An 18965-nucleotide genomic window follows, 5' to 3' on the forward strand; every position below is an offset into this window, starting at 1 on the left:
AAATTTCTATTTCAAATATAGCAGAAATTAAAAGAGATTGCTCATATATCCACTATCCAATAAAAGATTGCTCATTCACAACCTTCCCAAAAACATCTCTATGGTTGAATCTGATTTTTGGTTCACCTGATTCCCGGTCTACTTTAATAGATAAAAAGCCACCTATCAAATTGAGGTATTGGTGTTCTGGACGAACATCGCCTTCATCCCAACCCTGTACATGATAATCACTCACAGGACCGGAACCAAATTCCACCAACCCAGTTTCAGCATCTTTGGAAACGTATTGCCAATGTCGATCTCCATTGACTACAAACATGTTTTCCTGACTGGAAAGATAACCTCTTAACCAATCTCCTTCATTCTGAAAATTACTATTAGAGTGATTGTCTTTCTTTCTTTCTCTATCTGGACCGACTATAGGTGTAGCTGTGAAAAGAAGTTTGAAGGTGGCGTCTGATTCATCCACGGACTTGGTAAACCAATCAATTTGCTCCTTTCCCCAAATGCTTTTTTCACTGCCATCTTCCATGTCATTTGGAGACCTGTATTCTCTACCTTCTACCATCCAAAATTGCAAGTCTTTTCCCCATCGAACGGTACGGTAGGGTTTGTCTTCGATTGGCACATTTTCATACCATATTTTCACACCATCCTGAAAGGTTAAATCTCCATAAGGTCCTTTCCCAAGATAAGCATCGTCCTTCAATACATCGTGATCATCCTTGATCATGTATATTGGGACTTTCTTGAAAAAATCCCTCAAAGATGGCCAGCCATTCATCGCATGCCATTTATGACGTGCTTTCTCGAAATTTTTAGCCAAAGGTCCAGGTTTATCATAATAAATGTAATCACCCGTATGTACAAAAAAGTCGGGATTGAGCTTGGCCATACTGTCATAGGTATGAAAGCCCCTTGTCTTGTCATCAAAACTCCAAAAATACTGACAGGTAGAAGTGGTCAATAACACGGGAACCTTGTCTTTTTTTCCAGGGGCGGTTGAGAAAGAACCTTGTTCAATATTCACTTCACCGGAATCCGTCTTTTTTGCTTCCAAAATGATTTGATAAGCATGCCCTGATTTAAGGTCCTTGATTGGAATTTGAGAAGTAAAATCATTTGCAGGTGTAGCTTTCTTCCATGACGAAGTGTAAACCGTTCTCCCACGCTTATCTTTCACCGTGGCCCTTACCATGCCCTCAGTTCCAGCTACTGCCCCATCCATTTTACTTACCTCCTGGTTTTCATCAAAATTTATAGGATGCCTAAAAACCTTTTCTATTCGCTCATGCCTAACGGGGTTGGGTTCTGCCTGGGAACAAAGCCTTGTCCAAAGCATGGTAGTGTTTGTGTCCACTTCTGCTATCTTAAAGCCATTCGTGAAATAGGGAACTTCAGCTCTTCTTTTCATTTTCAATGCAGTTGCCTCAGAGGCAATCTTAGGGACGATTGAAAAGGAAACAAGTCCTGCAATGACCTTCTTAAAAAACTTTCTCCTATTGTTTAAATTCATCTTAATTTTATTTTGGGTAAAGGTTTTGGAAGTTATTGGAGTCCTAACCAGGGATCCCATTGCTTTATTCGAACTAAATTTAGCTTAAATTCTAAAAAAGAAAAATAGCCTCCCGTAATAATTGGGAGGCTACCGTATTCTTTAAATTTAATACCCAGGATTTTGCTTGAATTCAGCGGGATTACTCGCCCTATCTATTTGCGTCTGTGGTATGGGTCTCACCAGGTGCATTTCCTTGATATTGGGGCTCGCATCCAGGTTGTATTCTTTAACCCTTTCCAATAGCGTACCCGTTCTTTTTAGATCGTACCATCTATGCTTCTCTCCTACCAATTCTCTGGCCCTTTCTTCCAAAATAAAATCCAGGTCAATATCCGAAGCATCAACTAGCATTTGAGCTTCCATTCCAGGAATAGCAGCACGTGACCTCAATACATTCATATAAGTAGCAGCTGCATTGGCATCTCCCTGGCGCCATGCTGCTTCACTTGCTATCAAATACATTTCAGCAAGCCTAACTACCGGGAAATCCCTACGTCCAGCTGTTTCGTTTGTACTCGGGCGCAAAGGATCCAGAAATTTTAACAAAGAGGGATAATTTCTTCGCTGGTTGGTACCAATTTCCTGGTAGGCATTTACATCACCTATCCAGTTTCCTTTGTAATCAATGATCCAGTAAGGTGCTGCTTGTTTCACTTCATCTGCTACAGGTTCCATGACTATATGTATGGCAGTGTCACCAGGATTGACTTGCTGTCCATTTATTTCACCAGGAATATTTGCATACCACACTGTTTTAAAAGAGCCATTCCAACGCGCATCTACTTCCCTGTCATAAAGACTGAATAAATAATTGGTTGGCAAAAATCGCTGAAAAGGCCGGCCATTTTCTGTATCTCTAACCATTGCTGGGTTGAAAGTATAGTCAAATATAAAATACAGGTGACCTGAATTGCCCGGACCATTCAATATTGGGTCATCGGTAAATTGTACTGTCCAAATAAATTCCTTATTGGTGTCATTGTTGACGTCCCAAAGGTCAGCATAGGGTGTAATCAACTCGAAATCATAATTATTGATTACATTGGTTGCGAGCTTTTCTGCCGCTTCCCAGTTTCCTAACGTCAATTGAACCCTTGCTAGAATGGCTTCAGCAGCCCCTTTAAAAGCCCGCCCAGCATCTGGGGAACTAGTAGGTAAATTGGCAACCGCAAATTCCAAGTCAGGAAGAATTCCATTGTTATAAATGGTGGTTACCGGAGTCTTGTTTGCTTCTGTCTCCACCCCTTTGGTTTCTTCAAGTGAAAAGTGAACATCCCCCCACTGCTGCACCAAATGAAAATAATAGAGGGCACGTAAAAACCTTGCTTCAGCTTCAACTTCTTTTCTTCGAGTTTCAGAAATCCCCTCTACATCAGGAATTTTACTAACCACTGTATTGCACTGGTTTATGCCTACATACAAGGCATTCCATATATTGGTTACCGTAGAACTTGTACCTAGAAAATTTGAAGAATAATTGTTAATGTCTGGGTTGTTAGCGATCCCTCCAAATCCATTGGTGAAGATATCCGTCCCTGTTACGGTCAGGAAAAAGCCATCTTGTTGGCCGTAAAAATCTCTAAGGGTTGTATAAGATGCCTTGAGGCCATCTTCAATTCCTCTTTCTGTGGTATAGTAGCCATCAGATGTGGCCAAACTCAACGGGTCTTCTGTTAAAATTTCGCTACATGCACTCAATACAAAGCCCAGGACGAAACAAATAATTATATTATAGCCTTTCATGTTATCGACAGGTTAAAATTTCAAATTAATTCCAAAAATATAAGAAGCGGTAGTAAGCGGGCTTCCACCACCGACACTGCCATTTGATGTTTCAGGATCCACTGTAGAATAGGGAGAGAAAATAAATGCATTATTGACAGTAGAATAGATTCTGGCAGACGTTAAGCCTAATTTCTGAATCAGTCCTGCATTAATATTATATCCCAAAGCTATATTTCTGATTTTAATATAAGAACCATCAAAATAGCGAACCGCATCTGAATACAAAGGCGCCTCACCGGCATTGGGTCTTGGGATGGCATTTGTAGGATTATCCACAGTCCAGTAATCCATTGTTATGGCATTGAGCCTACCTTGCCAATTGTTACCTCCAAGGTTATGGTAACCGCTGTTTAGCATTTGTCCCATGCGCGCATGAACCAATACCGATAAATCAAAACCTTTATAGCTAAGCCTATTTGTCAGGCCACCGGACCAACTTGGAACCGTTGATCCTAAAACTTTTCTATCTTCTGAATTGATATTTCCATCAGGTTGCTTGGTGAGTTCACCATCAGCTCCTCTACCATTCACATCATTGATACGAATATCACCTGGTAGCTGTCCATTGTTTGCTGCAAGGTCAGCCTCATTTGTTTGCCATATACCACCTTGTTCAAAACTATAGAACACATTTATCGGCTCACCTATAAACCAGTTGTTTCCCACATCATCACTTTCTCCATCAAATAGCTCGGTGATTTGTTCCTTATTGGAAAATACATTCATGTCAACATCCCACTTCAAACCATTTGGTCGATTGATAATATTGGCATTTAAGGACAATTCCCAACCTGAGTTTCTAGTGCTGCCAATATTTTGAAGTACAGAATTGTAGCCTGAAGTAATTGGCAATAATCTATTTAACAACAAGTTGCTCGTATTGGTAATGTAATACTCCAAACTACCGTTGATACGGTCAGCAAACAAACCATAATCAACACCGATATTAATCGTTTTGGAAATTTCCCATTTCAGATCCGGATTTGGAATTAAGCTGTTGGCATAACCAAAAGCAGCAGTAGATCCAAACAGATAAGTCGTTCTTTCCAGTCCTCCTAAAGTCTGATAGGCAGAAATTGCCGTATTGCCTACTTCTCCATATCCTCCCCTAACCTTTAAAAAGGATATTTTAGAGTCTTGCATTAATTCTTCCTCAGACAATATATATCCAGCCGAAAAGGCAGGGAAAAATGCCCACTTGTTACCTTCTGCTAGCCTTGAAGAGCCATCTGCTCTACCTGTTAACGTAAATAGAAACTTGTCATCGTAACGGTAATTGGCCCTTCCCATATAAGAAGTAAGGCCCCATTCACCTAGAGAACTTCCTATCCCAGTAATAGTAGAGGAACTACCCAGATCATAAAACAATGATTTCTCTATAGGAATGTCTTGTCCCGAAAGTGAGGAAGTTTCAAACCTACTTGACTGTACTGAAAACAGACCCACCAAGTTAAGAGCATGTTTCCCAAAGATTTTATCATAAGAAAGGATATTTTCTTGGGTATAAGCAAAATCCATTTGGTTGTTGATGGCCCCTTGATTAATATTTCCATCCAACATCCCTCCATAAGTTCCTCTTCTTGATAAGTTAAAGTCAGGTCCATAATTTACCCTGAGTTTTAAATTGTCATTGAATTGATATTCGGCGTAAAGATTGGCAAAAATCCTATGTCCTCTTGTCTCATCTACATACTGGTTAGGTTGATAATTCAATAAGGGATTGGAAAGCAAGCCTTCTCTTGGATTTGGAAACGCAAGGAAATTACCCTCTTCATCTGTTGGACCTACCAGTGGAGAATATCCAATGGAGTTCGAAAAGGGTGTACTCGCCATTTGGTTTCTTTCACTTAAACTAACGGTAGCACTCAATCCTAATTTAAGTTTTTCAGTAAGCTTGGATTCGAGGTTTACACGAACCGCTGTTCTTTCAAAATCAGTTCCAGGGATGTAACCGTCTTCCTTAAAAAAAGAGCCTGAAACGTAATAATTGATTTTATCGGTTCCTCCACTGACAGAAACCTGATGGTCTTGCTGGCTACCAGTCTGCAAGGCCAAATCGAGCCAATTAGTGAACCTACCCGCTTGAAGGTTTTCTATTTCAAGAGGAGCTAGAAAATTACCATCGAAGGATGGATCATCTCCATCATGCCCCCTGGCAATCCGGGAATAAGCAGCAAAAGCGTCCCCATCCATAAGGTTAAGGTTTTCAATAGGCTGTTTCACCCCATAATAGCCATCATAGCTAATAACCGCTTTACCAGTTTTACCTCTTTTGGTGGTAATTAAAACAACTCCATTGGCCCCTCGGGAACCATAAATGGCTACTGAGCTCGCATCTTTTAAGACCTCCATTGATTCTATATCATTGGGGTTAAAATCATTGATATTTGCATTGGTAGGAATACCATCAATTACATAAAGTGGCTCATTACTGGCGTTTATAGATCGATTTCCACGGATCCTGATTTGTACAGGTGATCCAGGAGAGCCATTGGCTCTAACTATATCAACACCTGCAAGCCTTCCTTGTGATTGCTCCAGGAAATTACCGGCAGGCGTTTCTTTGAGGTCTTCGCTTGTTACAGAGGAAATGGCCCCTGTCAAATCACTTTTACGCTGGGTACCATACCCCACAACGACTACTTCTTCAAGTGAAGAGGTGTCTTCCTGCAAGGAAATGTTTAAAGTGGTTTGATTGCCTACGGTTACTTCGGTAGATTGAAAGCCAATGAAGGAAACCCTTATAACCTGTCCTGAAGTAGCATCAATATTAAATTTCCCATCAATATCGGTAACGGTTCCTGTAGTCGTGCCCACTACCACAACGGTAGCACCTGGGATGGGTAAATTATTCTGATCTACCACTGTGCCACTAATTGCAGCGGGGAGTTTGTTAGTAGGATTGCTCTTTTCAATTTCCGAATGGAAAGTGAAAGGAGAATTTGCTGTATTTGCCCTTCCCTGTGTATAGGTGCAAAATAGCAGCATAGAAAATGCCACCAGCCTAACCAGCCGGTTTGTTGTAAAGTTTGTTATCATGGGTTTATTGATTAAGGTTATTAAATGAATGCTATGTTTTACTGCCAAAATCTACATTTATTTTTGGCAGTAAAACCAAAATTTTGATTGCTACATTTTAAGTCAGGATTTAAATATTTAGTTACTTAAGATAAATTACTGCCCAACAATCTATAAAAAATTACATAATTGTTTTACTTTAAAGATGCAAGCGGTTAAAAAAATTGCATAATTGGAATTAAAAATTCTTAAACAAAGTCCCTTACTTTTCCAACTGATATTAAGCTGTAAATTAAGTTTCAAAGTTTGCTTTTATTAATTCATCCCACTCCTTGATATTTATATAATAGTGAATTCATGGCGTCAATTCACTTTTTCTGACGGTTTTTTCAAAGAGGTTTTGACCATCTTCTCCCACCAAACGAAAAACAACCGCCGGATCTTTATCGGAAGGGAGAAAAGTGAACTCTCCAAAAGCAATTTTTACTTCCTCGCTTTGATTGTCTTCTGGTAAAGTCATTATTGTTTGTTCAACCTCTGGTGAAATGGTTTTTCCATTAACAATCACTTTATAAGCATATTTTATAGCTGGCTTTAATCCATCAACCTCAACAACTGCCGACAAATCAGTTTCCTCTGTGGTATAGACTGGTCCGAAAACTAAATTTCCTTCCTCATTATCTATCCTTACCTCAACTTTAGAAGGAGCTAAGGTTCTTACCCAAACTGATGCTCCGTTAGCTTTAATCTGGCCTGGCATAGGACCTGCAAGGATGCCACGTTTTTGTTAATTTATCAGGTCTTTAAAAAACGAGGATTTCATTGAATCAGCGAAGCATCAACCCTAATAAATATTCAACCTTACCATTTGACATTGATGCCTATTTTTCGAGCGTAGCGGGAATTTTTAAGTCGTATTTTTTGGTCAGGCTATTTTCGACTGAAATTTATAAATTCTTTATTAAAATTTTCAAAGGTTCGGTCCCCTTCATAAATGGTTACTCTGAATTTGAACTTTGCTTCTTCCCCTGGTTGTAATGTTAAGGTACGCTTTTCAGGTTGTTCTATATGGCGACCTTTCTGGAAATCAAACTGCCCAATGGGGTTTGCTGCAAAACATCCATAACCTCTTGCATGCCAAAAGGTTGGGTAATTCGTGCTTTCGGGATGGTGATAAATAGCGATTCCTATTCTTTTGCCATCATTTTCTCCTTCTAGTCTTACCCAGCTTGAACGTTTTCCCCAGATGTTTTTTTCTGTTCGATCTCCTTCTGCATTCAAGTATTCACCCGTGTTTTGAATTTCGGATTGGTTGGATTTTTCTGCCAGCCAATCTGCTACCCGGACAGCAAACATCCCCTCTTTGGTGTCTTCAAAAGTTACCGGTAGGTTCAAGGCCTTCAAAACAATGTCAAAATCAAAAATGTACCTGTCTTTTATAAAGGAAAATTCCATTTTACGGGTTTCAGAAAGTAGCGCTTTGTGGTCCTTACCTATCCAATGGCTTAAGGTGGTCAAATACCCTTTATTTTTCCCTCCTTCATTTCCAACACCTCCATATGTTTGATTTGAGGGGGGATATCATGGAGATTCCAAAAACTGTTGCCATTGACCTCTTCGTTACTTCCATAGGTAAAATAAAGTCCGGTATGGTGAGGATGGTCTTTGCTCTCTCCCTTCCTTTCCTCAATTGGAAAACCTCTCGTTACCACTACACCTGAAGGAGATAAAATTGGAAAAAGATAGGGCTTCAGTAAATTTTCTCCGATTTTATAACTGGTAACCATTTTATCGCCCAGAAATAGGTCGATTTGATCTTCGGTTTGTACAAAGTTTACTTGTTGGGAGAAGCCCCTTTGTATTGTCAGGGTGCAAACCAACATCACTAATAAAAGAAAATTTTTAGGGTTCATCATTTGTACTTTTAAGTATTGAAATTTACGGCCGTCCCAGTAATTTAAGAAAACAGAATTAAAGTACCTCCTATAGGTAGATAAAGTTTTTTATGGGTTCCGAAAGCTACCCCCAAAAGGTCCAAAACAGGCGCTATTGAATGTTTCCCACCCTTCAGATGTGATTTATAGGCTTCGATTCCGCTGACTTCCGCTCTGCTAAGTCACCTTTAAGGAAATTGGAACTGGCCTTTACATAAAAAAAGCAATACCCGAAAAAGGTATTGCTTTTTAGAAATCGGCCATATTACTGCCAAAATCGTGTCGTAATCGTTATTTTATGGAGGCTCACTGCCATGGTTAGAAACACTTCAACCTGCCTAGGCTTCTTGAGATTTATTAGATAGTCTACAACTGACAAGAAACTACCTAATTGGTTTAACAGGTACAATCCCAAACTCCTCGGCATGTTCCATTGCTGTTACAATATCATTGACCAAGGGGAATTCTATTCCCAAGTCAAACAATTGTTTAAACATGACAGGATCATCTGTACCGAAAAAATTGATACCAATGCCTTTTTCATGAAGGCTTTTAACATAATTTTTAAAGTCAGGAGTTACGGGCCCTTTTAATTGAATAAAATCTGCATCCATGGCAATGGTTCCTTCCACATAGTCTAAAACACCGGATTGCCTTTCCATATTGCAGATCAAAATTTTATCTGAGACTGACCTTGCCCCATTTGCTGCCTCTTCCTTTACGGCCATTACTGCCTGATGGGTTTTTCCCATTTCCAGAATAACTTCAGCCACTTTTTTACCCAGCTCAAACCCACCTTTCAAATGAACATTTAACCATATATTGGCTGGCATCATCTCCAAAACTTCGCTCAAAACAGGTACCTGTGTACCAGAAAAAGATTTGTCTTTCCAACTCCCGGCATCCAGGCTTCTTATCACTTTTGAATCCATCATGGCAACTTCTCCACTCCCATTGGTAGTCCTGTCCACAGTACCATCGTGCATAATGATAAGTGCAGAATCCTTGCTAAACTGAACGTCAAATTCTATCATTTGAGCTCCAGATAAAATGGACTGTTCAAATGCTGGAAGGGTATTTTCAGGGTGACTGGTCATGGCTCCCCTGTGGGCACAAAAGCCTTTACCAGGCATTTCAATGCTTTGGGCAATGGTGCTTTGAAGAAAGGTTGTGTTCACCAAAAATAATAGAATAATAAGGGCTGGGATAGCTTTTCCACTAAATGCCTTAAGGGAAATTTTGTTTTATTTGAATGTTGAATGGGCATGTTTTCTTCTGATGAATTTAATCAAATTTCTAATTTGCGATGAATTGACAAGGTAATCCCCTTTTTTGAAAATTTCAAAGGATTAGTTCAAGGACTAAACCCTAAAACCAAATTGGTAACAAGGACTTGATAATTATATAAACTTGGTTTCTAGGGTTTCTACAGCTTTTGTAAAAAGTTGAAATTTCAGAAATGGTTTAATTAGGTTAAGTTACCTATCCAATCCTATTTCCAGCCCCCTGAGCTCAGCCAAACCTTTTAATCTCCCTATTGCAGAATAGCCTGGATTGGTTTGCTTATCGAGGTCATCTAAAAGTTGATGACCATGGTCAGGCCTATAAAGGATAGGCCTTTTTCGGTTCTTATTCAACTTGATTAGCTGCTGCATAATGGTCACCATGTCTACATCACCATTCAAATGTTCCGCTTCATAAAAGTCTCCCCTATTGTTCTTTTTAACATTTCTAAGGTGGGCAAAATGCACCCTCTCTCCAATCTTAGCTAGAATTTCAGGTAGGTCGTTGTGTCCGCCGGCACCCAGTGACCCTGTACAAAAACAGACACCATTGAAAAATTCTGGGACTTTGTCCATAATGTATTTTAAATCCTCAACATTTGAAGCAATTCTGGGCAAACCTAAAATTGGAAATGGGGGGTCATCAGGATGAATGGTCATCGTAATCCCTTCCTCTTCACAAGTCTGCTGTATGGACTTAAGAAAGTATACCAGGTTGTCTCTAAGTCCAGCTTTTCCTATTTCCCTATAGATAGCAATGCTATTTATAAGGTCTTCTTTGGTCATGCTTTTTTCAGTGGGCACTCCCATAAGGATGATATCAGAAAGCTCCTTTTTCCTTTCTTCAGTCATGTCGGCCCACCTTAGCTTTGCTAATTCGACTACTTCATCGGAATAGTAGGAAAAAGCTTTCTCTCTTTGCAATATATAATGGTCAAAACTCGCCAAATCTGCCCAATCAAAATAAAGTGCTTTGGCTCCATTCTGTAAGCGATAAGAAAGGTCTGTCCTGGTCCAATCCAAAACAGGCATAAAATTATAGCATACAAGATTAAGACCGGCTTTCGATAGGTTTCTTAAAGTTGTTTTGTAATTATCCAGGTATTTTTCATTTGCATTGCCCCTTGTTTTAATGGCTTCATGAACAGGAACAGACTCAACTATTGACCATTTTAACCCTGCAGCTTCTATCAGCGCCTTCCTTTCTAAAATATCTTCCAGTGGCCATACTTCTCCATGAGGAATATAATGCAAGGCAGAAACTACATCTGTAGCTCCTGCCTGTAAAATATCCTGAAGACTTACTGAATCATTGGGGCCAAACCAACGCCAGCTTTGAATTAATGACATAAACTCTTAATGCGAAGATTTAAAGAACATTTGAAGTACCATAAGGGAATCTTTGTGGGCGCGACAACATCGCATTGGCCTCATCGTCATTTTTGAATTTTTCTCTGACAGGATCCCAATACAGTTTCCTCGGAAGTTTCATGGCTATATGCGAAACCAAACAAGCACTGCAGGAACGATGCGCCACTTCTACTGGAGCGATGGTTTGCTCCCTGGAGATGATACAGTCCAGCCAGTTCTTGTGCTGTTCTTCACTTTCATAAAGGTGTACCTCGTCAGGCCCTATTACTGAACCTAAGATTTTTTGATCACTGGCTTTAAAAGCATCGCTGGCCTTTCCACCAGGAACAGGATCACTGGCTGTTACGCCAACGTTTCCACGTGCAACGAAAATCCAACCTTCTGTACCTTCAAAGCGAACACCATTGGGATAATCCCCACTTACTTCCATGATGACATCATTGTCGTATTTGGCTTTCACTTTAAAATCACCGTGAACAGACCAAAGCCCTTCTGTTGGAAAGGAAGCTGTTGCTTCAACTTCAATTGGACCTGAATATTCTTTACCCATGGCCCAATGTGCAATGTCTAAATGGTGAGCTCCCCATCCGGTAATCATTCCTGCACCAAACTGCTCACAACGCAACCAACCAGGTCTGGAGCTAATATCATCCTGAGAATGCACCCTGTCCAAAGTATATGGAACCCAAGGGGTAGATCCTAACCACATTTCATAATTAAGATTTTTAGGAATTGGCATCTCTGTAGCTGTTCCACCTGCTGGATCTCCCGGCAAACCGATAAATATTTTTTCAACCTTCCCTATTCGTCCATTTCGAACCAACTCACAAGCCCTTTTAAATTGTGGCCAGGGATTTTGAGACCTTTGCTGACTTCCCATTTGAAAAACTGCGCCTGTCCTATGAATCGTATCACTCATCATCCTACCTTCCTCTATTGTTAAAGAGGTAGGTTTTTGAAGGTAAACGTCTTTACCAGCTAAAGCGGCTTCCATTGCTGGTTGTGCGTGCCAGTGGTCAGGAGTACTTACGATAACCGCATCGATATCTTTGCGGCTTATCATTTCCCGAAAATCATCGTAAATGCTAACATTTACATAGTTAGATTTGCCAGTTTTTTTCTCATAAAAACTTTCTATCCCCTGTGTGCCTTGTGCTCCACGGTTACTGTCCACATCTGCTACAGCAATCACTCTAGCGATATCATTCTTTAATGTTTCAGGTAAATCATGCGTCATGGCTATTCTACCAAAACCTACTTGACCAATATTGATCTTATTACTTGGGGCATTTTTCCCCAAAACAGAAGCAGGAACAATGGTAGGAAAACCAGTTACGGCCAAAGAAGCAGCTAATGCCCCCTTCCCCGTTGATTTTATAAATTTCCTTCTTGATTCATTGGTATTTTTGGCGTTTTTCATAGAAGCACTCTTTAAAATTGTTCTATTGTCTATTGTTAATTATTGAAAGTCTAATGCTTATTTAAAATTTACAGGGCTATCCCAGGCATTGGCATATGCTTTTGAGTAATCTTTTTTAGAAATGCGGCTGGCAATAAAATTCATGCCTTGGTAAATATGTTTTAGAAAAGTAGGGTCTTCATAATCTTTCTTATTGTGTCCTAATGCTGTAATCCAAGCAACTCCTCCATCGAAATCCTGGTGCCAAACTGCTGGGTAATACCTGTGAAATGGAGCGGTTTTCTCCATTACCATCTCATGCTGCTCCCCATTTAAGGAGGTCAAATCATGCGCCATTAAAACCTTTGCCCCAGGATATAGCTCCTTCATCAAATAGCATTCATCTTCCTTGACCCATATATTAGGGATACCATCCATTGAAGGGTGACTTTTATCTATTTTATTAATGGCTAGTTTTTGGTATTTAGGATGCCCGACAAAAGTGCCTCCAATAAGCATCTTAAACCATTCCCAGTTTCTCTCTGTACCTATTACTGAGTGCAGCCCCACTAGTCCACCACCAGCTTGAATGTATCTTCTGAAAGCTAATCTTTGCTCATTGTTTGTAAACACCTCATTATTGGTACTTGGAAATACCATCAAATCTATGCTTTGAAGATTTTCCTCGGTAAAAAAATTTGGGTCGTCTGTTACCGTTACTTTAAATTTATATTCAACGGCCAATTTCTCTAAACTTGCTACTGCAAATGGGACATTGTCATGGACAAAACCCTTTCCGTTTTTGGTAAATACCAGAACATTTTTATTCTTTAAATGATTTTTTGGTGACTTTGCTTCAGCTAAGACGGTGCCTGAAACCAATAAAATGGCCATTAAAACAAAGACTTGAAGTTGTTTTAATGATTTAGAGACTGTTGGACTATTATTCATTTTGACAATGTTGGTTTAGTACTAATGATTAGAATTTATTAATTGTTATGATTGGTTTATGCGCAAATTGCATCCAGGCAGCTTCTGCTTGTTCTGGACTTATCTTCTTCGAAGATACTAAAAAACGATAATTGAGTTGGTATGATTTACTGGGTTCTAATTTCCAAGCCATGTTTTTTGTTGGGGCAAAATTAGCGTACATATCTCCCCTATCGTATATGTCTTCTGGCCAAATCCTTAAAGGTTCGGGATGATTGAAGTTTGCGGGATAGGACATCATTACGACAGCGCCATAATCCCCATCCAATTCCCCTTGAACTATGCACCATCTTGCCAAACTACCATCTGCTGATTTCCTGTCCAGGCCTTCTGATGTAATCACTTCACTGTTATTGCGGTTCCACTTTTCAGTTGCCCTCCAGCCTAAACTTCCATACCTGTACTCCTCCAAAACAACAGGTTCATCAGGTGTTGTATTCAATACGATACTGATATCAGCCAGGTAATAATCATTGTCTTTTTCTAAAGCATAAATCCGAGTTCCTTGTACTTCAGTCATGGCTATCTCCGGAACTTTTCTATCCTTCAAAACCACATGTTCATGTAGCGCTTTGTAATCGGCAAAAACCGGACCTGAAGTTCTATTAATAAAATTAGCAAACCTTACAGTTCCTTGCCTCTCCATTAAGTTCCAAAAATCTATAAGTTCATTTTTGTAAGTTGCCCTGGTCCAAGGGTTCCAGAGTCCGTAATGATGGTAATGATCGTTGGGTTGTATTCTGGTTAAAGATTTGCCATCTGGAGTCCACATAGGATGAATAAAACCACTTCGCGCATACGCACTATCAACGCCTTCTGGAGGATACGCAATCCCTTGATTGTATTGCCATAAATCCGCTCCGTTTTTCTGTATGATTAAGCTACTTTCTGTAGCTTTTAAGGCTAAAAAAACATTGTGCTTCTCTTTTTCAACTGTTCTGTGAAGTTCAAACAAATGCGATGATTTAGCCTTATTGGCCTGTGGCTCGATCATCCAAAAGATATACCTGCCGTTTAAGTTATCTACCTGAAAAGGCACTTGAGTTGATTTCCCTGAGGTAACATCCATCAGAACCAATGAAGAATCCGGCAAATGGGTAATTGAATTAAGGTCTAATGATATTGGATACCCAAATTCAGAACTGACCACCTCATCAAATGATATTGCTGCAATTTTTTGACCCATTCCTATAAATGGGGTCCACAAACCTATTAAAAAACAAAGGAGTCTACTAAATCTCATTAGGAATGGTATTGAATACTATTTTAAACCTCTCTTTCCGTAAACATATCAATATATTTATTTCAATACAACCGATTTCATGAAATTTTATCTGTGATTTAATTAGAAATATTCTAAAAAAAATGATTTTTACCAGTAAATTTCTTTCGAACTACCCAATAATATGAATATTATCGACTTTTTTATGAGTGGGTTCATAGATAATATTTTACTTTTTACATATTCATAAAATATAATCACTTTGTAGAAGCTAAAAACCTTACCTACGGAATAATGCACTAAAATAGCTATCTATTGAAATCGGTTGCATAAATCTATAATTTTAAGTATTATTAAGTTTAGATATCGCCAAGCAACCATTAAATGAATAAAGAAATTACGATTTACGATATAGCCAAAGTGGTAGGATTGTCCCCTACTACGGTTAGTAGGGCGTTGAGTAATCACCCTAGAGTAAAAGAAAACACAAGAGAAAAAATCCTTAATACTGCTAAGAATATGGGATATCAATCCAATATTTTTGCCTCTAGTCTACGTAAGAAAAGGTCCAAAAGTATAGGTGTAATTATCCCAAAATTAAACAGTCCTTTTCAGTCATCTGTATTGGCTGGAATGGAGGAAATAGCCACTCAGGCGGGTTATAATTTAATAATCAGCCAATCCACTGAATCGTTGGAAAAAGAAGTGTCCAATGCCAACACCATGTTTAATAGTCGTGTGGATGGCCTCTTGGTATCGAAGGCAGGCACCACTGATAATATTGAACACTTTGCCCCTTTTTTCAAGAAGCAAATCCCTGTTCTTTTCTTTGATAGGGTTCCTGAAGACAATAATTGCACAGGCGTAGTAATAAACAATACACAGGCAATTTATGATGCAACTAGCCATTTGATCAAGGAAGGTTGCAAGCGAATTGTCCATGTTTTAGGAAACCTTAAAATTAACGTTTATTCGGACCGGTTGAAGGGTTATAAGTATGCGCTTTTGGATCATGGGTTAGCATTTAAAGAAGAAAATGTGATCACCAATGATCTGGGAGAAGAATCAGGAGACCGGATTGTGGAAAAAATATTAAAATTAAAACCACGTCCGGATGGATTACTCGTTTCCAACGATGCTTGCGCAGCAAGTTGTTTGATGGCCTTAAAAAAGAAAAAATAAGCGTACCTGAAGACATTGCAATCGTAGGATTTAACAATGACCTTATTTCGAGAATGGTGGAACCTAATCTCAGCACCATTAACTACCCAAGTTATCATATGGGAGAAGTAGCAATGAAAAACCTAATCAACCATCTCGATGATGAACACCAGGAAATCCTGCAGAAGACAAATACAATCACCCTTAGACATGAGTTGATTATTAGAGGCTCATCAAAAAGATAAGGACCAGCCTACTATCCAATCACTCCATTTCGGGAATCCCCTTTATGAGACAACTTTAATTTAAAGTAAAAACCGCTAATCAATACTTAGCTCATATTTTAGCGTCTTCCCTTTTTCTATTGCTGGAATTCCTTCTGTCATCCACAAAGGTGCCTTTTCACCTTTAAGGTAATGGTCAAAAAACTGGGACAATCGAATACTTAAATCCTTTTTATTCTTCCGCTCTTTCAGGTTGTGGTCTTCACCATTGTACACCAATAACCAGGAAGGAACATCATTCCTCTTTAATGCCATGAAAAACTCAATCCCCTGATACCAAGGAACTGCACCATCCTTATCATTGTGCATGATCAATGTCGGAGTTTCCACTCTATCGGTATAGAACAATGGTGAATTTTCAATATAATACAATGGCTTTTCCCAAAGCGTCCCACCAATCCTTGATTGGGTTTGTTCATACTGAAACATTCGACTCATCCCAGTACCCCAACGAATCCCTCCATAGGCAGATGTCATATTGACTACCGGTGCACCTGCTCCTGCAGCCTTAAACATATTGGTTTGGGTAATGACGTATGCAACCTGATACCCTCCCCAGCTTTGGCCTTGAATTCCAATATTGTCTTTGTCTACAATTCCTTTTGCAATCATCGCCTGAACCCCAGGGACAATACAATCAAAAGCACTTGGTCCAGGCAATCCTATTTTATACTTGATGTCTGGTACAAAAACCAAATACTCATTACTTACAAAATAGGGAATATTGATTATAGATGCAGAAGGCACTGGTGAATAATAATGATGTAATGCGTCAGATCTTCTTTCATAGAAATAAACCATCATAGGGTATTTCTTATTCGGATCGAAATTTTCAGGTTTAAAAAGAAGCCCATTCATTTTGTCCCCATCGTTGGACAGAAAATCCACCAATTCTACATCTCCCCAATTGATGCCTTCTTGTTGTTTGTTGATTTGACTCATTTGATGCTCTTTGTGAAAATCTGCATCAGAATAATAAACATCTGGACTTGCTTTAAAAGTCGATTTCTGATAAATGTATCGCTTCTTATTTTCGGCTATTTTTAAACCGTTATAAGTAGCTGCTCCATAAACCAGTACTTTTGGCAGCTTGTCTCCCTTCCAATCACCACGAAAGAAACCACTGCTCTTGGTTTCATTTTCAAATCCACTAAGCATCATTTCATCACTCATATCAAAATAATCCTTTTCAGAATCCAAATTTAATAAGCGATAAGTCATTTCACTTTTCTCACCTTTAACCCTGGTCAGATTCTTAGCTTGATCAAGCTTAAAGGGATCAACTTTCCAAACATCATATTTTCCGTAGACTAGAAAAAATTCATCATCTGCAGACCAGCCGGGGCTACCATAACTTCTCGGTAAAGAAGGACTATCATGTAATTCATAGTGAAAGGCATCCTTAATTTCTGAAGTGAGCGCTATTTTCGCTTTACTAGCGAGGTCAATGGCCTGCCATGAGCTATCTGGAGCATTGTACCAATAGACGAATTTACCAGCCGGAGAAATCCGGGGATTCCCAATCACATTTTCAGCCAATAAATTTATCTCACCTGTCTTTAAATTTACCCGGCTTAGGTCCTCTCCTATCTGTATGTCCCAACTATAAGCCCTCCGATAAGGACTATTGTCACGAACAATTGCCCAATCTCCTTTTTTAAATCTATTGAAATGGACATCACTGCTGAGGCTTTCCCCTAAGAGATGAATTTCACTCTTACTAATTTGATATACAGCTACTTTACTCTCCCTCTCTCTATCTTCCAATTTTTTTAGTTGCATGGGCTGAATCTCTTTGTCTTGCCAGCCCCAGATATCAAGGTTTACCCTTTCATCTTCCAAAATACTAGAGTCTGCCGCATAAGAGTAGGTTTTCGGCAGTGGATTCCAGCCAAAAAACAAATGTTCTCCGGAATCTGAAAAGGAAGGTGAAAAATGCTCGCTGACCCTATGGTCTTTTTGATCGGGAATACTTTCCCAATGCTTAAACTCCCCTTCACCATCCAACAAGTACAGTTGGAAATCTTTGATTTCCTCCTCAACAGATGAAGTGCTTCCCAAAACTGCAAATTGAGCCCCATTAGAAGAGAAAACAGGAAACTTATAAGCTGTCAAGCTATCAATTAACTGATTTTCAATTCCAGATTCTAAATCAAGGAGCTTTATAACTTTAAAATCTTCCTTTTTACTAACCAGGTACACTTTACTGCCGTCATCTGAAAAACCGTAATCCAATACCGTTTCAAAGGCGTAGGATTTATCGCCAACAAAACTTTGAATGTTCAATACAAAAGGTTCATCCTTGCTCTTTACCGTTTTCGTTTCAATGGAACTTGTATCTTTATCAACTTTAGAAGGCACCTGATAAGCATACCAGTTTTTCACCTTTTTAGGTAATTTATATCCGCCAACTCCCGGAATTTTAATCTTTTCATCCGTTCTTAAATCAATTAAAAGCAGGCTGTCTTCAGGGAAGTCTTCTTTTTTAACTTTTTGGAGTTTAAGTTGCCTGATACTGTCTTTCTCTGCTTGGATCAAACCTATCATCCAGCGACTATTTTCCGAAAATGCTGCTTTACCCGCCCTAGGGATGGTTATCGCCTTTTTACTAGCTGCTAATTCAGTCAATTGAACCCTGCCATCACCATCCTGAAGGGCTATTTCCATCGCCACCCACTTACCGTCTTTGGAGATTTGCTTATTTGCAATGGTTTCCCAACGGTCATAATCCTGATGCGATAGTGAGGGTTTAATTTGTTGAGCGGCCAAATTGAAGGCCATAAATAGAAAAAGTACAATCGGAGAAAATCTCAATTTTTTGTAGTCGTTAGATGAAAACTAATAAGCCCCTAAGATAATCTTTTCCTTATTCCTTTCAATAGAAAAAATAAATTTTCAAAACCATACTTGAAACAAAGAAACAAGAATGAACGTAAGTTTCTTTAGGTTTTTGATCAGAT

At 39.2% G+C, this 18965-nt stretch carries 10 protein-coding genes and 2 pseudogenes; 1 reads left to right on the plus strand and 11 read right to left on the minus strand.

What is annotated here, in order from left to right; translation table 11 throughout:
- Window positions 1-52: 52 nt before the first annotated feature.
- The 10 genes and pseudogenes from ADICYQ_RS17045 to ADICYQ_RS17095 form a co-directional block, all read right to left on the minus strand.
- Window positions 53-1516, minus strand: coding sequence for an alkaline phosphatase D family protein (locus ADICYQ_RS17045; RefSeq protein ID WP_040416886.1), 1464 nt, complete (start codon window positions 1514-1516; stop codon window positions 53-55).
- Window positions 1517-1663: 147 nt separating this feature from the next.
- The gene (locus ADICYQ_RS17050; RefSeq protein WP_040416864.1) at window positions 1664-3301 is read right to left on the minus strand and encodes a RagB/SusD family nutrient uptake outer membrane protein; all 1638 of its coding nucleotides are present in this window, start codon (window positions 3299-3301) and stop codon (window positions 1664-1666) included.
- A gap of 12 nt (window positions 3302-3313) precedes the next feature.
- Window positions 3314-6382 (minus strand): SusC/RagA family TonB-linked outer membrane protein, encoded by a 3069-nt coding sequence (locus ADICYQ_RS17055; protein WP_040416865.1) that lies wholly within the window; start codon window positions 6380-6382, stop codon window positions 3314-3316.
- 334 nt (window positions 6383-6716) lie between these two features.
- A complete protein-coding gene (locus ADICYQ_RS17060) occupies window positions 6717-7136 on the minus strand; it encodes a DUF7800 domain-containing protein (RefSeq protein ID WP_438830483.1) in 420 nt (139 codons plus the stop codon).
- Window positions 7137-7291: 155 nt separating this feature from the next.
- A pseudogene (locus ADICYQ_RS30385) lies at window positions 7292-8277 on the minus strand (DUF6807 domain-containing protein).
- 401 nt (window positions 8278-8678) lie between these two features.
- The gene (locus ADICYQ_RS17075) at window positions 8679-9473 is read right to left on the minus strand and encodes a glycerophosphodiester phosphodiesterase (RefSeq protein ID WP_020891301.1); all 795 of its coding nucleotides are present in this window, start codon (window positions 9471-9473) and stop codon (window positions 8679-8681) included.
- 300 nt (window positions 9474-9773) lie between these two features.
- A complete protein-coding gene (gene uxuA / locus ADICYQ_RS17080; RefSeq protein ID WP_020891302.1) occupies window positions 9774-10928 on the minus strand; it encodes a mannonate dehydratase in 1155 nt (384 codons plus the stop codon).
- A gap of 19 nt (window positions 10929-10947) precedes the next feature.
- Window positions 10948-12369: a Gfo/Idh/MocA family protein gene (locus ADICYQ_RS17085; protein ID WP_020891303.1), complete on the minus strand. Its 1422-nt coding sequence runs from the start codon at window positions 12367-12369 to the stop codon at window positions 10948-10950.
- Window positions 12370-12426: 57 nt separating this feature from the next.
- Window positions 12427-13299, minus strand: a complete 873-nt coding sequence (locus tag ADICYQ_RS17090) for a ThuA domain-containing protein (protein ID WP_081652381.1) — start codon at window positions 13297-13299, stop codon at window positions 12427-12429.
- A gap of 28 nt (window positions 13300-13327) precedes the next feature.
- On the minus strand, window positions 13328-14581 hold the full coding sequence (locus tag ADICYQ_RS17095; RefSeq protein ID WP_020891305.1) for a DUF6807 domain-containing protein: 1254 nt from the start codon (window positions 14579-14581) through the stop codon (window positions 13328-13330).
- A 363-nt stretch (window positions 14582-14944) separates the two neighbouring features.
- Here ADICYQ_RS17095 and ADICYQ_RS17100 point away from each other — a divergent pair.
- A pseudogene (locus ADICYQ_RS17100) lies at window positions 14945-15966 on the plus strand (LacI family DNA-binding transcriptional regulator).
- A 75-nt stretch (window positions 15967-16041) separates the two neighbouring features.
- On the opposite strand, the gene ADICYQ_RS17105 reads toward ADICYQ_RS17100, so the two are convergent.
- Entirely contained in the window at window positions 16042-18786 is a 2745-nt protein-coding gene (locus tag ADICYQ_RS17105) for a S9 family peptidase (RefSeq protein WP_020891308.1), read from the minus strand.
- Window positions 18787-18965: the final 179 nt, after the last annotated feature.

It is taken from the genome of Cyclobacterium qasimii M12-11B, assembly GCF_000427295.1.
GTDB lineage: Bacteria > Bacteroidota > Bacteroidia > Cytophagales > Cyclobacteriaceae > Cyclobacterium > Cyclobacterium qasimii.

What these genes read in the sequence shown, in the direction of transcription:
- ADICYQ_RS17045 (WP_040416886.1), bottom strand. Translation starts at nt 1,516, where the DNA reads ATGAATTTAAACAATAGGAGAAAGTTTTTTAAGAAGGTCATTGCAGGA.
- ADICYQ_RS17050 (WP_040416864.1), bottom strand. Translation starts at nt 3,301, where the DNA reads ATGAAAGGCTATAATATAATTATTTGTTTCGTCCTGGGCTTTGTATTG.
- ADICYQ_RS17055 (WP_040416865.1), bottom strand. Translation starts at nt 6,382, where the DNA reads ATGATAACAAACTTTACAACAAACCGGCTGGTTAGGCTGGTGGCATTT.
- uxuA (WP_020891302.1), bottom strand. Translation starts at nt 10,928, where the DNA reads ATGTCATTAATTCAAAGCTGGCGTTGGTTTGGCCCCAATGATTCAGTA.
- ADICYQ_RS17085 (WP_020891303.1), bottom strand. Translation starts at nt 12,369, where the DNA reads ATGAAAAACGCCAAAAATACCAATGAATCAAGAAGGAAATTTATAAAA.
- ADICYQ_RS17090 (WP_081652381.1), bottom strand. Translation starts at nt 13,299, where the DNA reads ATGAATAATAGTCCAACAGTCTCTAAATCATTAAAACAACTTCAAGTC.
- ADICYQ_RS17095 (WP_020891305.1), bottom strand. Translation starts at nt 14,581, where the DNA reads ATGAGATTTAGTAGACTCCTTTGTTTTTTAATAGGTTTGTGGACCCCA.
- ADICYQ_RS17105 (WP_020891308.1), bottom strand. Translation starts at nt 18,786, where the DNA reads ATGGCCTTCAATTTGGCCGCTCAACAAATTAAACCCTCACTATCGCAT.